Below are 20,861 nucleotides of genomic sequence, written 5' to 3' on the forward strand. Positions count from 1 at the left end.
ATAATTCTTTGTATTTTGGCTTATCTAAGCTATTAATTATGAGGTCTATTTTCATTTTACTATTATTCATTTCGGCTAATATTTATGCCCAGCCAGCACCTAAACCTTATGGAGCGTTACCATCGAAAAGGCAATTGGCTTGGCATGATGTTGAGGTTTATGGCCTAATCCATTTCACGCCCACCACATTCGAAAATAAGGAATGGGGCTTTGGAGATGCTGATCCTAAGACGTTCAATCCATCAGATTTTAATGCTGAGCAAATCATTAACGCCGCTAAGGCAGGAGGATTGAAAGGAATCATTCTTGTAGCTAAACACCACGATGGCTTTGCCCTTTGGCCAACTAAGACTACTGAATATAACATCACAAAAAGCCCTTTTAGAAATGGCAATGGAGATTTAGTTAAGGAAATCGAGCAGGGAACCCGCAAAAATGGATTGAAGTTTGGGGTTTATTGCTCTCCATGGGATAGAAATAATGCAACTTATGGTACGGATAAATATTTAGCGATTTATCAAGCGCAGCTTAAGGAATTGTATAGCAATTACGGAGAACTTTTTATGAGCTGGCACGATGGTGCAAACGGTGGCGATGGTTTTTATGGCGGTGCAAAAGAGAAACGCTCTATCGATAATACCACTTATTACGATTGGAATAATACTTGGGCAATCACCAGAAAAATGCAACCAATGGCCAATATTTTTAGCGATATAGGTTTAGATATTCGTTGGGTGGGTAATGAAAATGGCAATGCTGCAGAAACTTCTTGGGCAACTTTTACGCCGCTTCCTCCGGAGGGAAAAAACGTTGCCGTTCCTGGTCAGGCCAACTACCCACAAAGTCCCGAGGGAATTAGGAATGGCAAATTTTGGATGCCTGCAGAATGTGATGTTCCGCTGCGTAAAGGTTGGTTTTACCATCCAACAGAAAAACCAAAAACACCGGAAATGCTTTTCGATTTGTATTTGAAAAGTGTAGGACGAGGTGCAGGATTGGATTTAGGTCTTGCGCCGGATACAAGAGGTCAGCTGCATGATGATGATGTTGCTGCCCTGAAAACTTTTGGCGACATGGTTAAGCACACCTTTGCAGATAACCTAGCAAAAGATGCACAAATCACAGCAACAAACTCCCGAGGTAAAAATTATAACGTTGTTAGCCTATTGGATCATAATAAACAAAGTTACTGGGCGACTACAGATAAGGCTCATGAAGCTAGTTTAGAGATTGATTTAAAAACGCCTAAAACTTTCGATATCATCAGCCTGCAAGAATACATTCCATTGGGACAAAGAATAGAAGTGTATAACATTGAGATTTATGAAAATAATAGCTGGAAGAAAATTTACGATGGAACGAGCATCGGCGCAAAACGATTAATCAAACTAGAAAATCCGGTTACCACCTCAAAAGTGAGATTGAACATCACCAAATCTCCAGTTTGCATTACCTTAAGTGAGATTGGACTTTACAAAAAAAGTTAATAGTGGCTTCTTCGCTTCCAGAATGATATACGGAGATAATGCTTGGCTTTCGAAAGGAATAATTTTAGTGAAAATTTTTCCTGTTAGCCAAACTGCTTTTTTAAATAGTTTTACGCCAACTGGTTTTTGAGCTTCGTTCTCCAGCCAAACACTAAACCGACCAAAGTAACTCGATTTAACTTCTTTCAAGCCGGCTTTTTCGCAAATCGACTGGAGTAAGGCAGGGTTCATGCTATCGATATTATGCTTATCGTAATTTTCCTTATCGAAGTTTTTTTGAAACCATCCATTAACGGCCTTGAAATTCGGAAGCGTAATAAATAAGGTTCCACCTGGTTTTACAAAGGCAATATGGCGATTGATGATATCCGTTGTATCATTAAAATGCTCAATCAACCCGCAGCTTAGCACTAGATCATATTGTTGGGCTGGCTCATAATTAAACAAATCTGTTTCGATAATATGGATATCACTTTCGGTTAATTCATTAATTTTCAAAAGCTCATTAACCACTGGTGGATGAACAAAATAATCTAGAAGTGTAACATCCAACTGGAAATATTTCTTTAAAAAAACAGCATAATAACCCGGAAAACCTCCTAACTCAATGGCCGTTTTAACGTTACCCTTTTGTATAACATCCGCCAGTTGGCGATAAAATAAATAGTTTGATGGTAGCTGAACTGCAAGTCCTTTTTTACTTTCCCAATAATTTACCCAAAAAGCCCTGTCGGTTAATAAGTTTGCCATGTTTTAAATAATTCCAACCCCAAAGAAACGGAAAAAGCTTAACTGTTTAAAGTGTAAAATTGTTTAAACTGCAAAATGGTTGAGTATATAAAAAATAAATCGGCTAACTGTAAGACATCGCCATACAATTAACCGATTTAAACAATTACCAGTTAAACCTTTACTTCAAATCTTTCAATATCTCAGCCACTGCTCTTTCCAACTGGGGATCTTTATCAGCCAAGCGATCTTCGAAAGTATTCTTCACAAAAATATCTGGCTTAACGCCCTCACTCTCGAGGTTTTTGCCGTCCATGGTATAACATCCCCACGATGGCAAGCGGTAAGAAGAGCCATCAACCAAACCTTTTGCAGAAGTAAAAATGATCCAGCGATAGGTTTCTGTTCCGATGATTTTACCTAATTTTAATTGTTTAAAGCCAGCGGCGGTCATTTCTGCATCACTTAGCGATTGCTCATTTACCAGCAACACAATTGGTTTAGCCGCCGGACCGAAATTACTTTGGGGAGCCATTTTACCTCCACGATATTTCCATTGCAAATAAGGTCGTTGCGAAAGAAATTTTAAGACCTCATCATGCACATTCCCTCCAGTATTATAGCGAAGATCTAGGATAATTGCTTCCTTATTTTCTTCCTGTTCTACCATATCTAAAAGAAACGTTTCCAATTCTCCTCCAGTCATATTTTTCATATAAGAGTAAGCGATTCGATTATTCCCCCATTTATCTACATTTTTCTTATTCTTGGCAATCCATTCATCGTAAAGATTTCCCCTGAGTGCGGCCGAGCTTTCGGGATGGACATTTACATAAATCGGCTTGCCACTCCTAGCAAAAGTTAATGTCATTTCCTTATCTAGTGATGGCTTGCTGAAATAATAATCGCGATCTATCTTTTCATCAACCTTTATCCCATTTACCCCAGTTAAAATATCACCAGCTAAAATATTTGTTCCTGTACGACTAGCATTACTTTTTGTTGCAATACGTTCTACTTTAAGTGAATTTTCCTTATCAAAGATGATTCCCGTTTCATTGGTGATGTAAGTAAGATTTTTCTTCTCTTCAGCTCCAAGACTGTTAAAGCCCATGTGCGAGGAATTTAATTCGCCCAACATATCATTCAATAAAATCCTTAAATCACTCCGGTTGTTCACATAAGGTAAATAAGCAGCGTATCGGGTTTTCATTTTATCCCAATCTACACCGTGGAATTTTTCATCGTAGAAATTCTCATCAAGGCCAACCCATGTTTCGTAAAACATCTGGTTAAATTCCGCATTCAGGTTTCTAGTGAACTTGTATCCATGATCAATCTTATCTAGTTTGTTGCCCTCCAAAGTATATTTATTAATTACACCTCTCGATAAGACAAAAAATTTATCACCAGCCGAAATAATAGAATAATCTTCACCCTCGGAAACTTTCTCTGTTTTATTTGCTTCGAAAGGCTCGATTGTGGTACGATAAAGTCCTGGTGCACCGCCCTCATGGTTTGAAGAGAAAAAAACATAGGTTTTATCGCCCTTCGCAAAAGCATCCGTACCATACTGACCACCAAAATTTGGCCCAACAAGTTCGATCCTATCTAAAATATCTTGTGTATTAATGGTAATTACATTCGCTGGTTTTGGTGTAGGCTTAACGTCCGTTTTCTTGGCAGTATCAGCTTTTGCTTTCTTAGTTTTGCTTTCTGTAACCACTGGTTTAACTTCTGCAGATTTGGTTTCCTTAAATAAATCATCAAACTTATCAGAGCGATAAGGTTCGTCGTAATTATTCAGCGCCATACGATAAATATGAGCGTTACTCATTCCAGTTGGGTAAGATGGCTTGGTGCGGGCGCTGGTAAAGAAAATATATTTTCCATCAGGCGACCATGCTGGACCGGTTTCCGTAACACCAGTATTGGTTAAGTTAATGGTTTTATTTCCCTTGATGTTATGCACCATAATATCCTGCTCGAAGTTTCTATAAACCGTAAACAATACATACTCATCGTTTGGAGAAAAGCTTGGAGTCGCACTCTGTAACGCCCAAAATTCATCAGTTACCAAGGTTTTGCTCTCCAATGTTTTTAAATCCATCAGCTTCAACTCGTTTCTACCACTCAAATAAACTGCCATTGTTTTGGTTTTATTTAAGGTGATATCGCGATCGTTGGCCTTATCCTTTGTCAACTGTTTTATGGTTCCCTTGCCATCGCCGGTAATGGTAAACCAATTTTGATAGCCACTTGCGGTTTGGCTAAATAAAATCGTTTTGTTATCTGCCAGCCATTTGCATTCCATGGCACGTTCCCCGCTATTGGTAATCTTGCGAATAAATTTTCCATCAGCATCACTCACAAAAATCTCACCTCGGGAAACAAAAGCAATTTTCTTACCATCTGTTGAGGCATCAAAAGCAGAGATATTCGCTCTAACATCGTACTCTTGTTCTTTACTTAAAACCTGATTTCTGGAAGTGCTAATGCTTACTTTTTCCGTTTTTTTCGATGCAACATCATACGTGTATAGTTGATAATCTTTTTCGAATACTACAGTAGTTCCATTTGCAGCCACAAACGGACGTTTAATAGAAGTATCGAAATTGGTTAAACTGGTTTTTTTGCCTCCAATAAAAGTGTAAAGGTTATACTCATCATTTCCCTCATCAGAAACAAAAAATATATTTCCTTTCTGATCAACGCTTGTCCAGAAATCCTTACCAATATAATCGGTGTAACGTTTATAAGCTTTTGTTTTAGGATTATAAGATTGAATATCAGGATTGTAAGCACCTTTGTAATGCTTACGATTTGCAAAACGCATGCTCTCCCAAGTATCACTAAAAAAAAGTTCGCCATTTGGAGATTCTGCAACATGATGGGTAGTGTTGAAATAGTTATCAAACAATCGAACAGCCGTACCGCCATTGATACCAACCTTGTAACTAGAAAAAGAATTATAACGCCCTGAGGTAAAATAAATGGTTTTCGAGTCCCAACTCCAGTTATCCACATCGTCTGAGGCATCGTTAAAAGTTAACTGCTTAATATCTCCGCCAGTTAAAGGCATCAAATAAACATCATAGTTACCAAACTGGTTAGATGAAAAAGCCAGCCATTTACCATCGGGAGAAATTTTTGGATTGACTTCCTCCCCCTGCATGGCCGTAATTCTGGAAGCAACGCCACCCTTTACAGGAACTTTCCAAATATCGCCATCATAACTAAATACTATGGTTTGCGCATCTGGCGTTAAAGCTGGATATGCAGCAAAATAGGTTTGATTTTGAGCAAAGGAATGAAAAGGCAGCAACAATGCCATTGCTGCAAGCGATTTTAATAGGGTTTTGATCATGATTTTGTTTGTTTGGCTTTGGATGGATGAAAATACGTAACAGATTTTATATTCGTAAACAATAAAATGTATTTTTGAATTGATTTGAAAGTAGTACACCTAAATACATACGATGGAAACGGCGGCGCCGGCCGAGCTTGTTTACGCTTAAGCGATGCGCTGAAAGCCAGCGGCATTGATTCAAAAGTTTTGGTGTATTACAAATTTGGGCAAAATCCAAAAATTGATACGTTTAGCAAATCTCCTTTTCAAAAAGCTAAAGCAGTTTTTAATATTTTATCAGAAAGATATTATGCCAAATGGCTGAGTAAATCTATTAAAACGCCTTTCAGTTTACAATGGTTTGGCCGCTCGATAAAAAACCATCCTGAAGTGAAGAGTGCAGATATTATTCATCTTCATTGGGTTAATCATGGTTTCTTAACTCCTAAATTTTTAGCAGAGCTGGATGAACTGGAGAAACCTATCGTTTGGACTTTTCATGATAGCAATGCCTTTACCGGTGGCTGCCATGTACGTTATGGTTGCGAAAATTTTCATCAGCAATGTGGCAATTGTCCTATTTTAAAAATTAGTGGCAACAATGATATTTCACACAAAACTTGGTTGCGTAAGCAGAAAGCTTATCAAGAATTAAACTTTCATATTGTTGCGCCAAGCAATTGGATGGCTAAATCAATTAAGTTTAGTAGTTTATTGGGTACTAGGACAACAACAGTTATTCCGAACACGATAGAAACAAATATTTTTAAGCCTTACGTAAAATCAGAGGCTAAGAAAATTTTAAAGGTCAATCCTGATAAATTTGTGTTGATGAGTGGTTTCATGCCCTCAAAAAATGATAAACATAAAGGCACTTCATATTTAATTGAGGCTTTGGAAATCTTATCTCGTAGGGCTGGAATTAAAAAGGAAAATATAGAACTGGTTATTTTTGGGAATAAGGAAAACGCAGAAATGCCCGAATTTCCATTCAAGACAACTTTTTTAGGAACGATAAACAAAGATGACCATTTGGCGAAATGTTATTCTGCTGCTGATGCTTTTATCACGCCATCGTTAGAAGATAACCTGCCTAATACTGTAATGGAAAGTTTGGCCTGTGCCACACCTGTTATCGCTTTTACTACCGGCGGCATTCCTGATATGGTGAAGCACATGCAAAACGGTTATTTAGCCGAATATGAAAATGCTGAAGATTTGGCAAATGGCATTGAGTGGTTGTATCATCGCCCAAACAAGGAAGAAGTACAAAAAGCGGCTAGATTGAGCATTTTAACTGATTTTTCGGAGGAAGTTATTGCAGCAGAGCATATCCATTTGTATGAAACATTAATTGATTTACAGCCAAAATAATTGCTTTATGGAACTCTCAAAAAACCATCTTGATAACATTAAGGCATTGAAATCGGCGATTCTTCAAAGTCGTTATAGAGCAGCAACACTCGTTAATAAAGAACTTTTAACACTTTACTTTGCGGTTGGTAAGTTCATTTCAAATAAAATTAATGAGGAGAAATGGGGAGCAAAAGTTATTGAAAATCTCTCTGCTGATTTGCAACTCGAACTGCCGGGATTAAGAGGTTTTTCGGCAACAAATATCAAAAGAATGCGGCTCTTTTTTGAGTCTTGGGAGAAGCATTCTCTAATTAGACCGTCAGTGTCGGTCCAATTGCAAGTAATTGATTTAGAGGCGATTGAATTTAGACCGACAGTGTCGGCCCAAATAGAAAAAACATTTTTCGGTCTAAGCTTTTCACACCATTTAGAAATCATTCAAGGCACTCAAAAAATAGACGAAAGGATATTCTATATCCAAAAAACAGCTACTGAATTTTGGAGTTTAAGCACATTAAAAAACCACCTTAACAACCAAACTTTTCAGAAAACAGGCAGTTTACCAAACAATTTTTCAAAAACAATAACGAACGACGAAATAAGACAGAAAGCTTTACAATCTTTTAAGGATGAGTATCTGTTAGATTTTATCAACATCGAAGATAATGACGAAAAAGATGAGCGAGTTTTAGAGAGCGAGATCGTGCAAAACATTAAGAAGTTTTTAATGTCTTTAGGATCAGACTTTGCTTTCATTGGCAATCAATACCGGCTAATTGTAGAAGATGAAGAGTATTTTTTAGATCTACTGTTTTTTAACCGTCGCTTACAATGTTTGGTTGTTTTCGAACTGAAAACAGGTAAGTTTAAACCTGAATATATGGGCAAGATGAATTTCTATTTATCTGCCTTGGATGAATACATAAAGCAACCACATGAACAGCCTTCAATAGGAATTATACTTTGTAAGGAAAAGAAAAACAAAGTAGTAGAGTTTTCATTCAGGGATTTCAATAAGGCAATGGGTGTTTCCACCTATAAAACAAGCACTATTTTACCCGCAGCATACAAAGGTGTTTTACCCGATGTTGAAACCCTTAAAAAATTAATGGATTAATATGCCAAAGCTCTCTGTCATCACCATCGTTTACAATAATGTTCGAGATATCGAGCGTACGATAAACTCCATTATCAACCAGACTTTTACCAGCATAGAGTATATCGTTATTGATGGGAAATCTACGGATGGCACGTTTGAAGTTATCGAAAAATATAAAGAAAGTATTTCTAAAATTGTATCAGAGCCTGATAAAGGAATTTACGATGCGATGAATAAGGGCTTGGCGCTGGCCACTGGAGACTATGTTTTGTTCATGAACTCGGGTGATGAAATTTACGATGAACACACTGTAGAGGATGTTTTTGATTCATCACCAGGTGCAGATATATATTATGGCGAAACTGAAATGTATAACGATAATTGGGAAAGTTTAGGTCGCAGGCGACACGAAGCACCAGAAATTTTCGATTGGACCAGCTTTAAATATGGCATGAATATCAGTCATCAAGCCATATATATTAAGAGAAGTATCATTGCGCCATACGATATGACTTACAAATACAGCTCCGATATCGATTGGATTATCAAGGCCACTAAAAAAGCATCGAGTATTATAAACGTTCATCGTTATGTTGCGAAGTACCTAGTTGGCGGCATGAGCAAGAAAAAACATCGTGAAAGCCTAAAAGAAAGGTTTAAAATCTTCACAAAATATTATGGATTAATGCCTAATATCCTCAACCACATCATCATTGCGGGCAATTTAGTTTTTTACTTTGTTAAGCATAGAAGAACGAACGACTAGCCTATGAATGAAGAACTTAAAGTGCTAATCTCTTACTATAAAGATGAAGAATCATTAATCGAATCCCTGATTAAAGAAGACGTTATTGATCAGGATCATCAGGCTATACACTTACACTCCTTAGTGTTGAACAAAATTCAGCGTAAAATTAATTTTCTAGAAAAGCTAACTAATCCTAATGCAGCTAAGCTTGAAGCAGTAAAGAACAGACTAGAATACCTTAACAAGTTAAGTAATAAGAATAATGCTTTCAACTATCATGAAGAAATTTCAAAACAAATCGATCATCAACTTGATTTATTGAATAGCTTTACGACTGGCTACTTTAACGATGGACAAGAGTTTGACGATGCTGTATTTGATTTAGCGGAAAATAGAATAGAAAGTTTCATCTTTAACCTCAACAAAAGTCGTGATCTTTCTTTAAAGTTTACCAAAACTGGTCATGAAATTTTAGTTTTGCTTTCGAATTTTAAAAAATTGAAGAAAGAATACATTCTGGATATAGACAAGAGGAATATACTCAAATTAATTGGCTTTAGAGAAGACAAACAAATGAATGCATTAATCCTAACCTATGATTTAGCAGGGTTTAGAGATGCTATTCCTTTGAAGCAAATTATCAGCAGAGTTATTTTTGATGTATTTAACTTTCAAAATCTAGATAACCAAACAACTCTTCAAATTTTTAAATAAGAAATTTTCTAAAAACAAAATTTCCCTCGCCACTGTCTTTAAATATATCACCTATTAAAAATTTAAAGATTATGGGACAATTAAGTAACCGCACCATTGCTGTACTTTCAGAAAGCGGATTTGAAGAAGTTGAATTAACCGAACCAGTAAAAAGGTTAAAAGAAGAGGGTGCAACCGTTCACATCATCTCCTCAAAAAGTGGAAAAATTAAAGCTTGGGATCATGACCATTGGTCGATAGAAGTTGAGGTAGATAAGACAATTACAGAAGCAAATGCCGAAGATTATCATGGCTTGCTCTTGCCGGGAGGTGTAATCAATCCAGATCAATTACGTATAAATGATGATGCCATTGCATTTGTAAGATTATTTTTTGCCGATGGAAAACCAGTTGCAGCTATATGCCACGGACCGCAGACCTTAATTAATGCAGATGTTGTTCAAGGAAGAAAGTTGACTTCCGTTAAGAATATTTCTCAAGATTTAATCAATGCGGGAGCGATTTGGAGTGATGAGGAGGTAGTGGTAGATCAAGGTTTGGTAACCAGCAGAACGCCAAAAGACTTACCTGCTTTTAACGATAAAATTGTAGAGGAATTTGCAGAGGGAGTACACGAGGGTCAGCATGCCTAAGGGTTTTGGACGCTCTTTCTAGATTTACTCAAGAAACGGTCGGCATTATTGCCGACCGTTTTGCTTTACAGCTTAACCTGTCTAATTACATTTTTAATATTTAGCTCGATAATATCCGTCATGGTTTTACATCTGAGGTAATTATTATCTTTAAAATATTCACTCATGCCTTGTTTTAGCATCGCGATGTTTTCTGGAGTGGTTAGCGCTTCCTTATTCGAAACATCACGTAGATCGGTTAACCGGTGGCGTTCGCTACGAACCCGGTGAACAATAGACGATCTTTCCTCCTGCTGATATTGCAAAACTGTTTTTTCGGTTAATTGCTCCATGCTCATTTTTACATAAGGCAAGTTCTCCTTAAAAAATTGAGGTAAATAGACTTTTAAATTTCCCTCGTAAAATTGCTGATCGAAATCAATTGCTCGGATTCGAAACTGAATATCATCAAAATCAGGCGTAATCTGCACCACAAAATTGTATGCCCGCATATCGCCGAGAAGCATAATTAAGCAACGTTCATTAAATTTAACAAACTCCTTAGCAATTCTGGTCGGATTAAATTCTGGAGTGTATAATTGTCCTTTTGTAAAAACATCGCCAGGAATCCCCGCAATATGTTCCTCTACCAAAGTATCGCCATCAACTAAATAATTTACCTGATTTGGTGACAAAATTTCTTCCATCTCCAATCCGTAAATACGAGAAGCATCTGCTTTTTTGATGTAAAAATAATCATATACATCGTTCAGTCGGTTTACAATACGAATGCGAAACGGATGGGTATTGCCGAAAGTACAATATTCAATTTTATCGATGTACTTATGCTCAACTATTCGAAGATTACCCGAGGCCTTTAAACTGGCGTAAATTTCCTTTAAGCCATTGTGCAGTTTATCAATAAGATCCTGTGCATAAATCGGCCCCTCCCAAAGTGAATCTTTACCAAACTTATCCATCAACGGAAAAGCCTCATTGAACTGCATTAAATCGCTATACTTGATCGGCAATTTAGCCTCCCGCTGGTAAGTTCGCAAATACTTCTGCAAAGCTGGCGTAACCGGAAAAATCGGTTTCTTTTTTGAAATTTTTACATCGTCGTTTTCCATTGATCAGCAATGTAGCATTTTAAAAATTTAACCGCAAAGAATTTAAGCAAGCGCAAAGAACACAAAGTTAAACGCTAAACTTCATTTTCTTTGCGAAAAACTTTGCGCCCTTTGCGGTTAAAAACATTAGTACTTTGGATAACTAAACGGCAACTCAGCTAAATACCTACTGATTTTTCTATATGGATAATTTCCTGCACCATGATCTGCAAATTGGACAATGATGGTATTCGTTTTTGGATCGATGTAAAGTCTTTGCCCGAGCATTCCCTCAGCAGCATAATCGCCATTTTCTCCCTCTTGCGGAATCCACCACAAAAAGTGATGGGCAGATTTTTGCCAACCTTTTGCCGATGCAGGTTTTTCATTTCCTATACCGATGGACTGATTTACCCATGTTTCTGGTATAATCTGTTGATTATTGTATCTCCCATTATTTAAGTACAAACGCCCAATTTTAGCAAAATCTATTGCGGTAACCTGAAATCGACTTGCTGTATTTGCCAATCCATTTGGATGATCCAAGCCCCAAGTGGAATTGTATTCCGTTCCAATATTCTGCCAAATCTTTTCCTCAAAATATTTTGCAACTGATTTCCCTGTAGCTTTCTCCATTACCCAACCCAATAAAATAGGATCAATACTCTTGTATTTCCAAACTGTTCCTGGTGTGTTTACGAGCTTAACTTTCATCAGCTCTGCTTCCATATCATGTGTATAGTAATACTTTGCTTCATCAGAAAAGAAAGCTTTCACAACTCCACCCAATGCATCTTGAAATTCCAATCCTGATTTCATATCCAAAAGATTTTTTAACGTAATATTATTAAAAGCAGGATTAGATTTTAACTCGGGAATATATTGGGTTACTTGATCATTAAGGCTTTTAATGCTTCCATCAGCCAAAGCCTCTCCAAGCATAATGGAAACCAGACTTTTTGCTCCAGAAAATATTGTAGTTAATGTACTGTCGCTATAACCCGAACTATATTTTTCATATAATATACTATCATTCCTAATGACAAGAAAAGCATTTAATTTACCATTTTTAAAATAATCTTTAAATGGGATAGATTGATTATTACCATCTAAAACATGCAGAGTATCTATATCATTTCTTAGTTTAGGCGAACGTATAAAATGAAATATGGAATTGCTTTTATGAGTGACATCTTGCGGAAATGCTTTGTAAGTTACCGAATCAGGCTGACGGTAATAAAGAACCCGCATTAAATACGGTTGCCAAATAAATAACCCACCAAAGGTTAGGATAATTAGCAAGAAGAAATAAAAGATAATTTTTTTAAAGAATTTCATTGACAAAACTTAGGCCAACAAATATAAAATATAGCATGGAAATTTTAAGCCATACTATCAGAAAGATCCTGTCTTAATTCTTCAATTTTCGGAGCTTTTCTCTCTTGCTTATGTTTCCATCTTCTATGGCTCCATAGCCAATAAGCAGGTTTTTCTTGAATCATTTCCTCTAGGAAATGCGTATGCGCTTCGGTGATCTCAAATTCCGCAGTTTGATCTGGATGCAAACAAATTGGAACACAATCAACTTCGTAATAGCCGCGTTTTAAATAGTTAATTTTTAAATAAAAAACCGGACGATTGGTTTTCTTTGCAATTTTTTCTATACCAAGCTGAACAGAAGTTTCTTGGTTTAGAAAGTTTGTCCAATAAATAGATTCTTCTTTTGCCGGCGCTTGGTCGCTCCCGAAAGTGAACATATTCGCCGAACCTTTACTTGATTGAATGGCTCTTAAAGTTTGGCGCATGGCAACCATATTGTTTCCAAACTTGCTTCTCATGGTTAAAAACCAATTATCAAATTCTTCACTGCTTAAAGGCTTATAGATTGGGTAATGCTGACCAGAAAAATTTAATCCGATTGCCATGCAAACCCATTCATAATTACCATAATGCGAAGAGCAGAAAAGTACACTCTCGTTATTTTGAAGATAGGCCTCAACCAAATCGACATTCTTGAATTTTACACGCTTTGAAAGTTCCTTTTTGGAGATACTTTTCATTTTGATTACCTCTACAAATAGCGATGATAAGAATTTGTAATACTCTTTTTCGATAGCATTAAGCTCCGCAGCACTTTTATCTGGAAATGCATGGTATAAATTCTCCTTCACCACTTTTCTACGATATTTAAAAACGTAGAAAATTAATAAATAAAAGGCATCAGCTGATCTATATAATAGAAATAGTGGCAAAAGAGAAAGTGCGTTTAATAAAAATATCCCTAAATAGGATAGGCTCTTATTAATCATAATAGGGGGTTGATTAGTTTGATGGCACAAAATTAACGTCGAGAGAAAAATCAAATGTCATCGAATTGTTTGTTTTTTATTCCCAAAAGTTTTATGAAATAGGTTTGACAGAAAATCAATCGAGTGATTAAGTTTTAGTGCGATTTTAAAAAAATCTCGATAAGCTTTGACAACCTTAATAGCCTGGGAGGGAAAGAAAGTTGTCAAAGCTGAAAATGCCTCACTCTATATAAGTTTCTGCTTCGGCAAATGAATACCCGTCCCTCTCCGAAAGCAGGGATACAAAAGGCAGTGATCTTCAGTAAGCAAAAAATGCATCTTGCTTAGCTGTTCTTAGGTTTCTTAGGTGGTGTAAAAAGCCTCACCCTATTAAAGTTTCTGCTCCGGCAGATTAGTATCCGTCCCTCTCCGAAAGAGAGGGATACAAAAGGGCAGTAATCTCAAACCCATAATCAAAAAAACTGCATCAAGCTTAGCTGTTTCTTAGGTGGTTAAAAAGCCTCACCCTATTAAAGTTTCTGCTCCGGCAAATTAGTAACAGTCCCTCTCCGAAAGAGAGGGATACAAAGGCAGTAATTTCAAACCATCAGCAAAAAACCCACACCAAGCTTAGCTGTTTCTTAGGTGGTGTAAAAAGCCTCACCCTATCAAAGTTTCTGCTTCGGCAAATTAGTAACAGTCCCTCTCCGAAAGAGAGGGATACAAAGGCAGTAATTTCAAACCATCAGCAAAAAACCCACACCAAGCTTAGCTGTTTCTTAGGTGGTGTAAAAAGCCTCACCCTATTAAAGTTTCTGCTTCGGCAAAATAGTATCCGTCCCTCTCCGAAAGAGAGGGAAACAAAAGGGCAGTAATCTCAAACCATCAGCAAAAAAACCACACCAAGCTTAGCTGTTTCTTAGGTGGTGTAAAAAGCCTCACCCTATTAAAGTTTCTGCTCCGGCAGATTAGTATCCGTCCCTCTCCGAAAGAGAGGGATACAAAAGGGCAGTAATCTCAAACCCATAATCAAAAAAACTGCATCAAGCTTAGGTATTCTCAAGTGCCTTTGGTTTTCAAGTCCTCCCTTCTGGGGAGGATTTAGATGGGGCTTCTAACGTAAAAAGCCCCGATTACATCGAGGCTTTAAATTTATATTTTCCAACTCCCTCTCTTTCAGAGAGGGCTGGGGTGAGGCTTTTTAAGCGAATTGCTTTCCTTTAACCTTACGTTCTTGTTCTGTTAAGAAGATTTTACGTAAACGCATGCTTTGCGGTGTAACCTCGATATACTCATCAGCTTGGATATACTCCATAGCCTCTTCTAACGAGAATTTAATTGCAGGTGCAATACGAGCATTATCATCTGTACCAGATGCACGCATGTTCGTTAATGCTTTACCTTTAACAATATTTACCACTAAATCATTATCGCGGATGTGCTCACCCATAATCTGACCTTCGTAAACATCGGTTCCTGGATCTACAAAGAAACGACCTCTATCTTGTAATTTATCTATTGAATAAGCGGTAGTCATACCTTTATCCATTGAAACTAAAACACCATTTAAACGACCTGGAATTGTTCCCTTCCAAGGCTCGTAAGCTTTGAAGCGGTGAGCCATAATCGCTTCGCCAGCAGTTGCAGTTAATACGTTATTACGTAAACCGATAATACCACGAGCCGGGATTTCGAATTCTAAGTGTTGTAAATCGCCTTTAGGCTCCATAATTAACAACTCACCTTTACGTTGAGTTACCAATTCGATTACCTTACCAGAAACTTCACCCGGTACATCAACGATTAATGTTTCAATTGGCTCACATTTTTTACCATCAATTTCTTTAATGATAACTTGTGGCTGACCAACCTGAATTTCATAACCTTCACGACGCATGGTTTCGATTAATACCGATAAATGGAGAATACCACGACCGTAAACTAACCATGAATCTGGAGATGCAGTTTCAACAACTTTTAAAGCTAAGTTCTTTTCAGTTTCTTTAATCAAACGCTCCTTAATACGTTGAGAAGTAACTAATTTACCTTCCTTACCAAAAAATGGAGAGTTGTTAATGGTAAACAACATATTCATTGTTGGCTCATCGATGCTAATAACTGGCAATTGCTCTGGAGAATCGAAATCTGAAATGGTATCACCAATATCAAATCCATCAATACCTACAACAGCACAAATATCTCCTGAACTTACTTCTGTAGCACGGATTTTTCCTAAACCTTCGAAAGTATAAAGTTCCTTTACTCTTGATTTTACAATTCTACCATCGCGTTTAATTAAAGTAACCGGTTGGTTTTCTTTAATAGTACCACGGTGAACACGTCCAATTGCAATACGACCTACGAAAGATGAATAATCTAACGAAGTAATTTGCATTTGTAAAGTACCATCATTAATTGGTGCAGGTGGAATGTTTGCCACAACAGCATCTAATAATGCGAAAATATCAGTAGTTGGAACTTTCCAATCCGTACTCATCCATCCTTGTTTAGATGAACCGTAAATTACTGGGAAATCCAATTGCTCTTCAGTTGCTTCAAGGTTAAAGAACAATTCGAAAATTTGCTCGTAAACCTCTTCTGGGCGACAGTTTTCTTTATCCACTTTGTTTACCACCACAATCGGTTTTAAACCGAGGGCTAAAGCTTTTTGCGTTACGAAACGCGTTTGAGGCATTGCACCTTCAAAAGCATCGCAAAGCAAAAGTACACCATCTGCCATTTTCAAAACACGCTCTACCTCACCGCCAAAATCCGCGTGACCAGGAGTGTCAATAATGTTAATCTTTACATCTTTGTATTGTACCGATACGTTTTTAGACACGATTGTGATACCACGCTCACGCTCTAAATCGTTATTATCCAATATCAAATCGCCCGTTTGTTCGTTGTCACGAAAAATAGAACAAGAATGTAAAATCTTATCAACCAATGTAGTTTTACCGTGGTCAACGTGTGCTATAATAGCTATATTTCTAATCTTTTGCATAAAATGCGCCTCAAATTTGGCGCAAAGATAATGTTTAGAAATGGATTTTCTACTATAACCCTTACTATTTAATGCTATGATAATGTTGTAATTATCTCATTTTTAATTAGAAAAGCATGGACGTAATATTTGGTTTGGTTAAAGGCTACAGCTTATTTCGATTATGGGGTTGGCAGCCCTTGGGTAAGAAAATGAGTCAAACAAAACGCCTAACCCGATAAGCTTAGGCTCAAAAGTTGATTTCGATAAAAAGAATGATGATCTTGTATTTTAAAAACAAATGGAAATCAAAGAGCACATAGTCACCAACATTAAGATAGCCGAAATTATTTCAAATGAAATAGTTATTAATTCCGTCGAAGATGGTTTAGATCTTTTGGGCAACCTTTATTATCAAGATTATGATAAGATTATTATTTATGAAAAGGGCATTTCTCCTGTTTTCTTTCATCTGAAAAGCGGTTTGGCAGGCGAAATTCTTCAAAAATTCTCCAACTTTAGGGTTCAACTAGCAATTGTTGGAGATTTCAAATCTCACACAAGCCAGAGCATTAAAGATTTTATTTACGAAAGCAATAAGGGCAAACAGGTTAATTTCTTACCAACCATCGCTGATGCTTTGATCAGGTTATCTACGCTTTAAGAAAAAGTTTTAATTTCTGGTAATGAGAACATAAATAATAACTTAATATGCCCGAACCAGAGAATGATTATGCAAAAAGGCAACCCTATTTACTAAAAAATATAAGTTTATCTTCAACAACTTTGTTGGGTTCCTATTATTCTTTCCCTACTATTAAGCATATTAACATCTATTGAAAATGAACAAAAAATTTTTAAGGTTAACGGGTAGATTTACCGTCAGTTTTGTAGCACTTATAGCCTTATTCTTTATTTTGGCCTTTTGCTTTTCGAGGGTTACCATAAACCCTTATCCTACAAATAAAAAGGAAGTTACCATTTATGTAATGAGCAATGGCGTACACACCGATATTGTTGTGCCAGCAAAAAACACGCAAAAAGACTGGACCAATGAGATAAAATATAGCAATACACTTTCTGCAGATAGTACCTACCAATACCTCGCAATAGGCTGGGGAGATAAAAAATTCTACCTGGAAACCCCAGAATTTAAGGATCTAAAATTAAGTACTGCGTTAAGGGCAATTTCAGGCTTAAGCACCTCTGCTATGCATACCACCTATTATCGTGGAATTGTAGAAGATTCCCTCTGCAAAAAAATGATGATCAGCAAAACGCAATATGAAATGCTGATCAGTTATATTTCTAAAAGTTTTGAGGTAGATGCTAAAGGACATATCCTAAAAGTTAACACTAACATTCACTACGATTATGGAGATGCCTTTTACGAAGCGAAGGGAAGCTACAGCATCCTCAAAACCTGCAACACCTGGACAAATAGCGCCTTGAAAGCATGTGAGCAAAAAGCTTGCCTTTGGACAATCTTTGATACGCCTATTTTATCGAAATACTAATAAACTTTAAACCTCGAATGCCCAATCTAGAAACGCTGGCATTGCACTTTCCCAAGTCGGAACATCGTGTTTACCCCCAACTTTTTCATAATAGAAAATGTTTTCTGGCCGCTTGTAACCCTTATTTAAAAGGGATTTAACGATATCAATCGTATCATCAATAGAATCGATAATTAAATTTTTATTTCGATCGGCTTTTTCATCTTCAGTTCCCGTCATTAACCAAAACTTCATGTCTGTTTTGGTCGAAGTGGTATCGATAAGTGAATGCATAATTCGGTCTGCATCGGTGTATCCGTCAGCTAAATCTTTCTTACGCCACCAAAAAGCACCCGAGAAAACGCCAATTGCGTCAAAAACCGATGGATTATTCCATGCGATATCGAAAGCTGATAAACCGCCCAAAGAAAATCCAGCAAAAGCTACCTTGCCGGTAATCGGCATCGCAATCTTCTTTTTAACGAAAGGCAAAAGTTCCTTAATAATAAAATCGGAGTACAAATTTGCCTTTGCACCACGATCCTTAAAATCGGGAACGCCAGCTACACCATATTCCATAATACGTTCTGCAGAGGCTTTTATGGCCACAACAATTAATCTATGGTTTCTTTTATTGTGATGTGCCTCTTCTAAAATCCGCTTAAAATCCATCTTAGCCACATCCTGACCATCGTTTAATAGAAGAAGTTCTATTTTTTCATTTCCCAAAATGCCATCAGGCACATAAATATCCAATTCAACCTCACGCTTTAAATAAGCAGACGGTATCTTAAAATTTGCTGTATTAACTTTTACTGATAAAACGGTAGTGTACATATTATTTAAAATCTCCTATCACTTGGCTCTCGCCTCAGAATTCGTGGCAAAGGTACAAATCTTGATAAACTATTAATTATCAGCAGCCATTTTTTACACTACGCTTTTATTTTTGCTACAATAAGATTCTTTTTATAAAATTAATTTATATCTTAAAACATTCAATTTTATATATGGTTAAAGAAGAACATAAAAAGTGGTACAGCCCTAATTTAAGTGCTGAAATCGACATGCTCACCTTTGGTCACGGTGGTATCCCTATTCTGCTGTTCCCAACGAGCATGGGCCGATATTTCGAAAATAAGGACTTCAAATTAATAGACTCTGTAGAAGGTTTTATTAATGAAGGAAAGATTAAGATCTATTGTCCTGATGGCATTGATAAATTAAGCTGGTACAACAAAAGCATACATCCCGCAGATAGAGTAAAAAATCACATTTGGTACGATAAGTATCTTCTGGAGGAAGTAGCACCTTTAGCCAGACATGAAACTGGGCATAGCAAAATCATTACCGCCGGCTGTAGTTTTGGAGGTTACCATGCCGCCAATTTTGCATTCCGCCATCCTTGGTTAGTCAGCCACATGTTCAGCATGAGCGGTGCGTTTGATATCAGCGGCCAATTGGATGGCTTTTATAATGATGACGTTTATTTCAATAATCCGGTTGACAACCTGATGAATAACAGCAATCCCGAACTCCATTACATGAAAATTGTTTTGGGTACAACCGATAGAGATATGTGTCGCCCAGATAATGAGCGCTTATCAGGCATTCTGGCGCAAAAAGGAATTAATCATTGGTTGGATATTCGTCAGAATGCGGATCATGATTGGCCGATATGGCGAGAAATGTTTCCGAATTATATAGCACAATTGTAGTTTCCAGTTTCCAGTTAGCAATATATCAATTCAAAAATATAACAATTCAGCAATTAACGAGTTAACCAATTTAAACAGTTAACCTCACAACAATTAAAAATTTAAGTACCAATGAAGAAAATAGGGATTTTATTTGGCCAGGAACGATCTTTTCCTGAAGCCGTTGTAGAGAGAATTAATCAGAAAGCAGAAAAAGGCATCACTGCCGAACCTGTTAAAATAGAGAAAATACTTCAAAACAGTCCGTTGGATTATGCGGTAATTATCGACCGTATTTCGCAGGATGTACCTTTTTACCGTGCATCGTTAAAAAATGCAGCCATTACCGGAACCGCTGTAATTAACAATCCATTTTGGTGGAGTGCTGATGAAAAATTCTTTAACAATGCCTTGGCAGAACAAATTGGCGTTCCAGTTCCGAAAACAGCTTTAATTCCATCACGTCAACACCCGACAGGTACAACAGGAGAATCATTTTCGAATTTAAGTATGCCATTAGATTGGGATGCTATTTTTGAATATACAGGCTTTCCGGCTTACATGAAACCTTACGATGGTGGTGGATGGAGAGATGTTTACAAACTACATGATAAGGAAGATTTCTTTGATAAACACGCAGGGACAGAACAGTTGGTAATGCTTTTGCAAGAGGAAATCATCTTTGATGAATATTTTAGGTGTTACTGCATCGGCGGAAAACATGTTCGCATTATGCAATACGAGCCACGCAACCCTCATCACCTGCGTTATGCGGTTGATGGTAAGGCACCAGATCCTAAATTGCTCAAAACGGTTGAAGAATATACCTTGAAATTATGCCAATATTTAGGTTACGATTTCAATACAGTAGAATTTGCGGTGCGAGATGGTATTCCAATTGCTATCGATTTCTGTAACCCGGCTCCTGATGCCGATATTAAAAGCGTTGGACAAGAAAATTTTGATTGGGTGGTTGAAACAACTGCAAACTATGCCATCGAAAGAGCCAAAGCGCAAAAACCTGGTCAGGATAATTTAACGTGGGGCGAATACATTAAATCATCGGTTGCAGGTAAACCGCTAATTGGCAAGGCAGCAACTAAACCAGAAGTACCAAAAGCAGAAAAAGCACCTGCAAAACCAAAAGCGGCACCAGCGAAAAAGGCTGCGCCAAAAAAGTAAAAGGGATTTA

General features: G+C 37.1%; 17 protein-coding genes. 10 read left to right on the top strand and 7 right to left on the bottom strand.

Translation table 11 applies throughout. The annotated features are described in order from the left end of the window. Positions 1-38: 38 nt before the first annotated feature. A complete protein-coding gene (locus EZ449_RS04430; protein WP_131556768.1) occupies positions 39-1,487 on the top strand; it encodes an alpha-L-fucosidase in 1,449 nt (482 codons plus the stop codon). On the opposite strand, the gene EZ449_RS04435 is transcribed toward EZ449_RS04430, so the two are convergent. Together EZ449_RS04435 and EZ449_RS04440 are read right to left on the bottom strand one after the other, a co-directional pair. Beyond that, positions 1,455-2,237 carry a class I SAM-dependent methyltransferase gene (locus tag EZ449_RS04435; protein ID WP_131556769.1) on the bottom strand — a complete coding sequence of 261 codons (783 nt, stop codon included), beginning with the start codon at positions 2,235-2,237 and terminating at the stop codon, positions 1,455-1,457. The two genes, EZ449_RS04430 and EZ449_RS04435, sit on opposite strands and share 33 nt — an antisense overlap. A gap of 160 nt (positions 2,238-2,397) precedes the next feature. Then, entirely contained in the window at positions 2,398-5,583 is a 3,186-nt protein-coding gene (locus EZ449_RS04440) for a S41 family peptidase (RefSeq protein WP_131556770.1), read from the bottom strand. An 84-nt stretch (positions 5,584-5,667) separates the two neighbouring features. Here EZ449_RS04440 and EZ449_RS04445 point away from each other — a divergent pair, with 84 nt between their 5' ends. The 5 genes from EZ449_RS04445 to EZ449_RS04465 all read left to right on the top strand — a co-directional run bounded on the left by EZ449_RS04445 (position 5,668) and on the right by EZ449_RS04465 (position 10,114). Then, the gene (locus EZ449_RS04445) at positions 5,668-6,939 is read left to right on the top strand and encodes a glycosyltransferase (RefSeq protein WP_131556771.1); all 1,272 of its coding nucleotides are present in this window, start codon (positions 5,668-5,670) and stop codon (positions 6,937-6,939) included. Between the two features lie 7 nt (positions 6,940-6,946). Then, positions 6,947-8,038 carry a PDDEXK nuclease domain-containing protein gene (locus tag EZ449_RS04450; RefSeq protein WP_131556772.1) on the top strand — a complete coding sequence of 364 codons (1,092 nt, stop codon included), beginning with the start codon at positions 6,947-6,949 and terminating at the stop codon, positions 8,036-8,038. Between the two features lies 1 nt (position 8,039). Further along, the gene (locus EZ449_RS04455; RefSeq protein WP_131556773.1) at positions 8,040-8,786 is read left to right on the top strand and encodes a glycosyltransferase family 2 protein; all 747 of its coding nucleotides are present in this window, start codon (positions 8,040-8,042) and stop codon (positions 8,784-8,786) included. 3 nt (positions 8,787-8,789) lie between these two features. After that, on the top strand, positions 8,790-9,482 hold the full coding sequence (locus tag EZ449_RS04460) for a hypothetical protein (RefSeq protein WP_131556774.1): 693 nt from the start codon (positions 8,790-8,792) through the stop codon (positions 9,480-9,482). A 71-nt stretch (positions 9,483-9,553) separates the two neighbouring features. Further along, positions 9,554-10,114 carry a type 1 glutamine amidotransferase domain-containing protein gene (locus tag EZ449_RS04465; RefSeq protein WP_131556775.1) on the top strand — a complete coding sequence of 187 codons (561 nt, stop codon included), beginning with the start codon at positions 9,554-9,556 and terminating at the stop codon, positions 10,112-10,114. Between the two features lie 65 nt (positions 10,115-10,179). On the opposite strand, the gene EZ449_RS04470 is transcribed toward EZ449_RS04465, so the two are convergent. The 4 genes from EZ449_RS04470 to typA all read right to left on the bottom strand — a co-directional run bounded on the left by EZ449_RS04470 (position 10,180) and on the right by typA (position 16,497). Then, positions 10,180-11,223 carry a hypothetical protein gene (locus tag EZ449_RS04470; RefSeq protein ID WP_131556776.1) on the bottom strand — a complete coding sequence of 348 codons (1,044 nt, stop codon included), beginning with the start codon at positions 11,221-11,223 and terminating at the stop codon, positions 10,180-10,182. A 126-nt stretch (positions 11,224-11,349) separates the two neighbouring features. Next, the gene (locus EZ449_RS04475; RefSeq protein ID WP_131556777.1) at positions 11,350-12,540 is read right to left on the bottom strand and encodes a serine hydrolase domain-containing protein; all 1,191 of its coding nucleotides are present in this window, start codon (positions 12,538-12,540) and stop codon (positions 11,350-11,352) included. Between the two features lie 44 nt (positions 12,541-12,584). Continuing rightward, entirely contained in the window at positions 12,585-13,511 is a 927-nt protein-coding gene (locus tag EZ449_RS04480; protein WP_131556778.1) for a lysophospholipid acyltransferase family protein, read from the bottom strand. A 1,180-nt stretch (positions 13,512-14,691) separates the two neighbouring features. Then, positions 14,692-16,497: a translational GTPase TypA gene (gene typA, locus EZ449_RS04485; protein ID WP_131556779.1), complete on the bottom strand. Its 1,806-nt coding sequence runs from the start codon at positions 16,495-16,497 to the stop codon at positions 14,692-14,694. A gap of 280 nt (positions 16,498-16,777) precedes the next feature. Here typA and EZ449_RS04490 point away from each other — a divergent pair, with 280 nt between their 5' ends. Both EZ449_RS04490 and EZ449_RS04495 read left to right on the top strand, forming a co-directional pair. Next, positions 16,778-17,140, top strand: a complete 363-nt coding sequence (locus tag EZ449_RS04490; protein WP_131556780.1) for a DUF4180 domain-containing protein — start codon at positions 16,778-16,780, stop codon at positions 17,138-17,140. 178 nt (positions 17,141-17,318) lie between these two features. Continuing rightward, positions 17,319-17,993, top strand: coding sequence for a TIGR02117 family protein (locus EZ449_RS04495; protein WP_131556781.1), 675 nt, complete (start codon positions 17,319-17,321; stop codon positions 17,991-17,993). A gap of 6 nt (positions 17,994-17,999) precedes the next feature. Here the strand turns inward: EZ449_RS04495 and EZ449_RS04500 are convergent, their stop codons facing one another. Then, complete coding sequence (locus EZ449_RS04500) at positions 18,000-18,809, bottom strand: alpha/beta hydrolase (RefSeq protein ID WP_131556782.1); 810 nt, start codon at positions 18,807-18,809, stop codon at positions 18,000-18,002. A gap of 173 nt (positions 18,810-18,982) precedes the next feature. Between EZ449_RS04500 and EZ449_RS04505 the strand changes: the two genes are divergently transcribed. Both EZ449_RS04505 and EZ449_RS04510 read left to right on the top strand, forming a co-directional pair. Next, positions 18,983-19,690 (top strand): esterase family protein, encoded by a 708-nt coding sequence (locus EZ449_RS04505; RefSeq protein WP_131556783.1) that lies wholly within the window; start codon positions 18,983-18,985, stop codon positions 19,688-19,690. Between the two features lie 111 nt (positions 19,691-19,801). Further along, a complete protein-coding gene (locus EZ449_RS04510) occupies positions 19,802-20,851 on the top strand; it encodes an ATP-grasp domain-containing protein (RefSeq protein ID WP_131556784.1) in 1,050 nt (349 codons plus the stop codon). The last annotated feature ends 10 nt before the right edge of the window (positions 20,852-20,861 follow it).

Source organism: Pedobacter frigidisoli, from assembly GCF_004331675.1.
Taxonomy (GTDB): domain Bacteria; phylum Bacteroidota; class Bacteroidia; order Sphingobacteriales; family Sphingobacteriaceae; genus Pedobacter; species Pedobacter frigidisoli.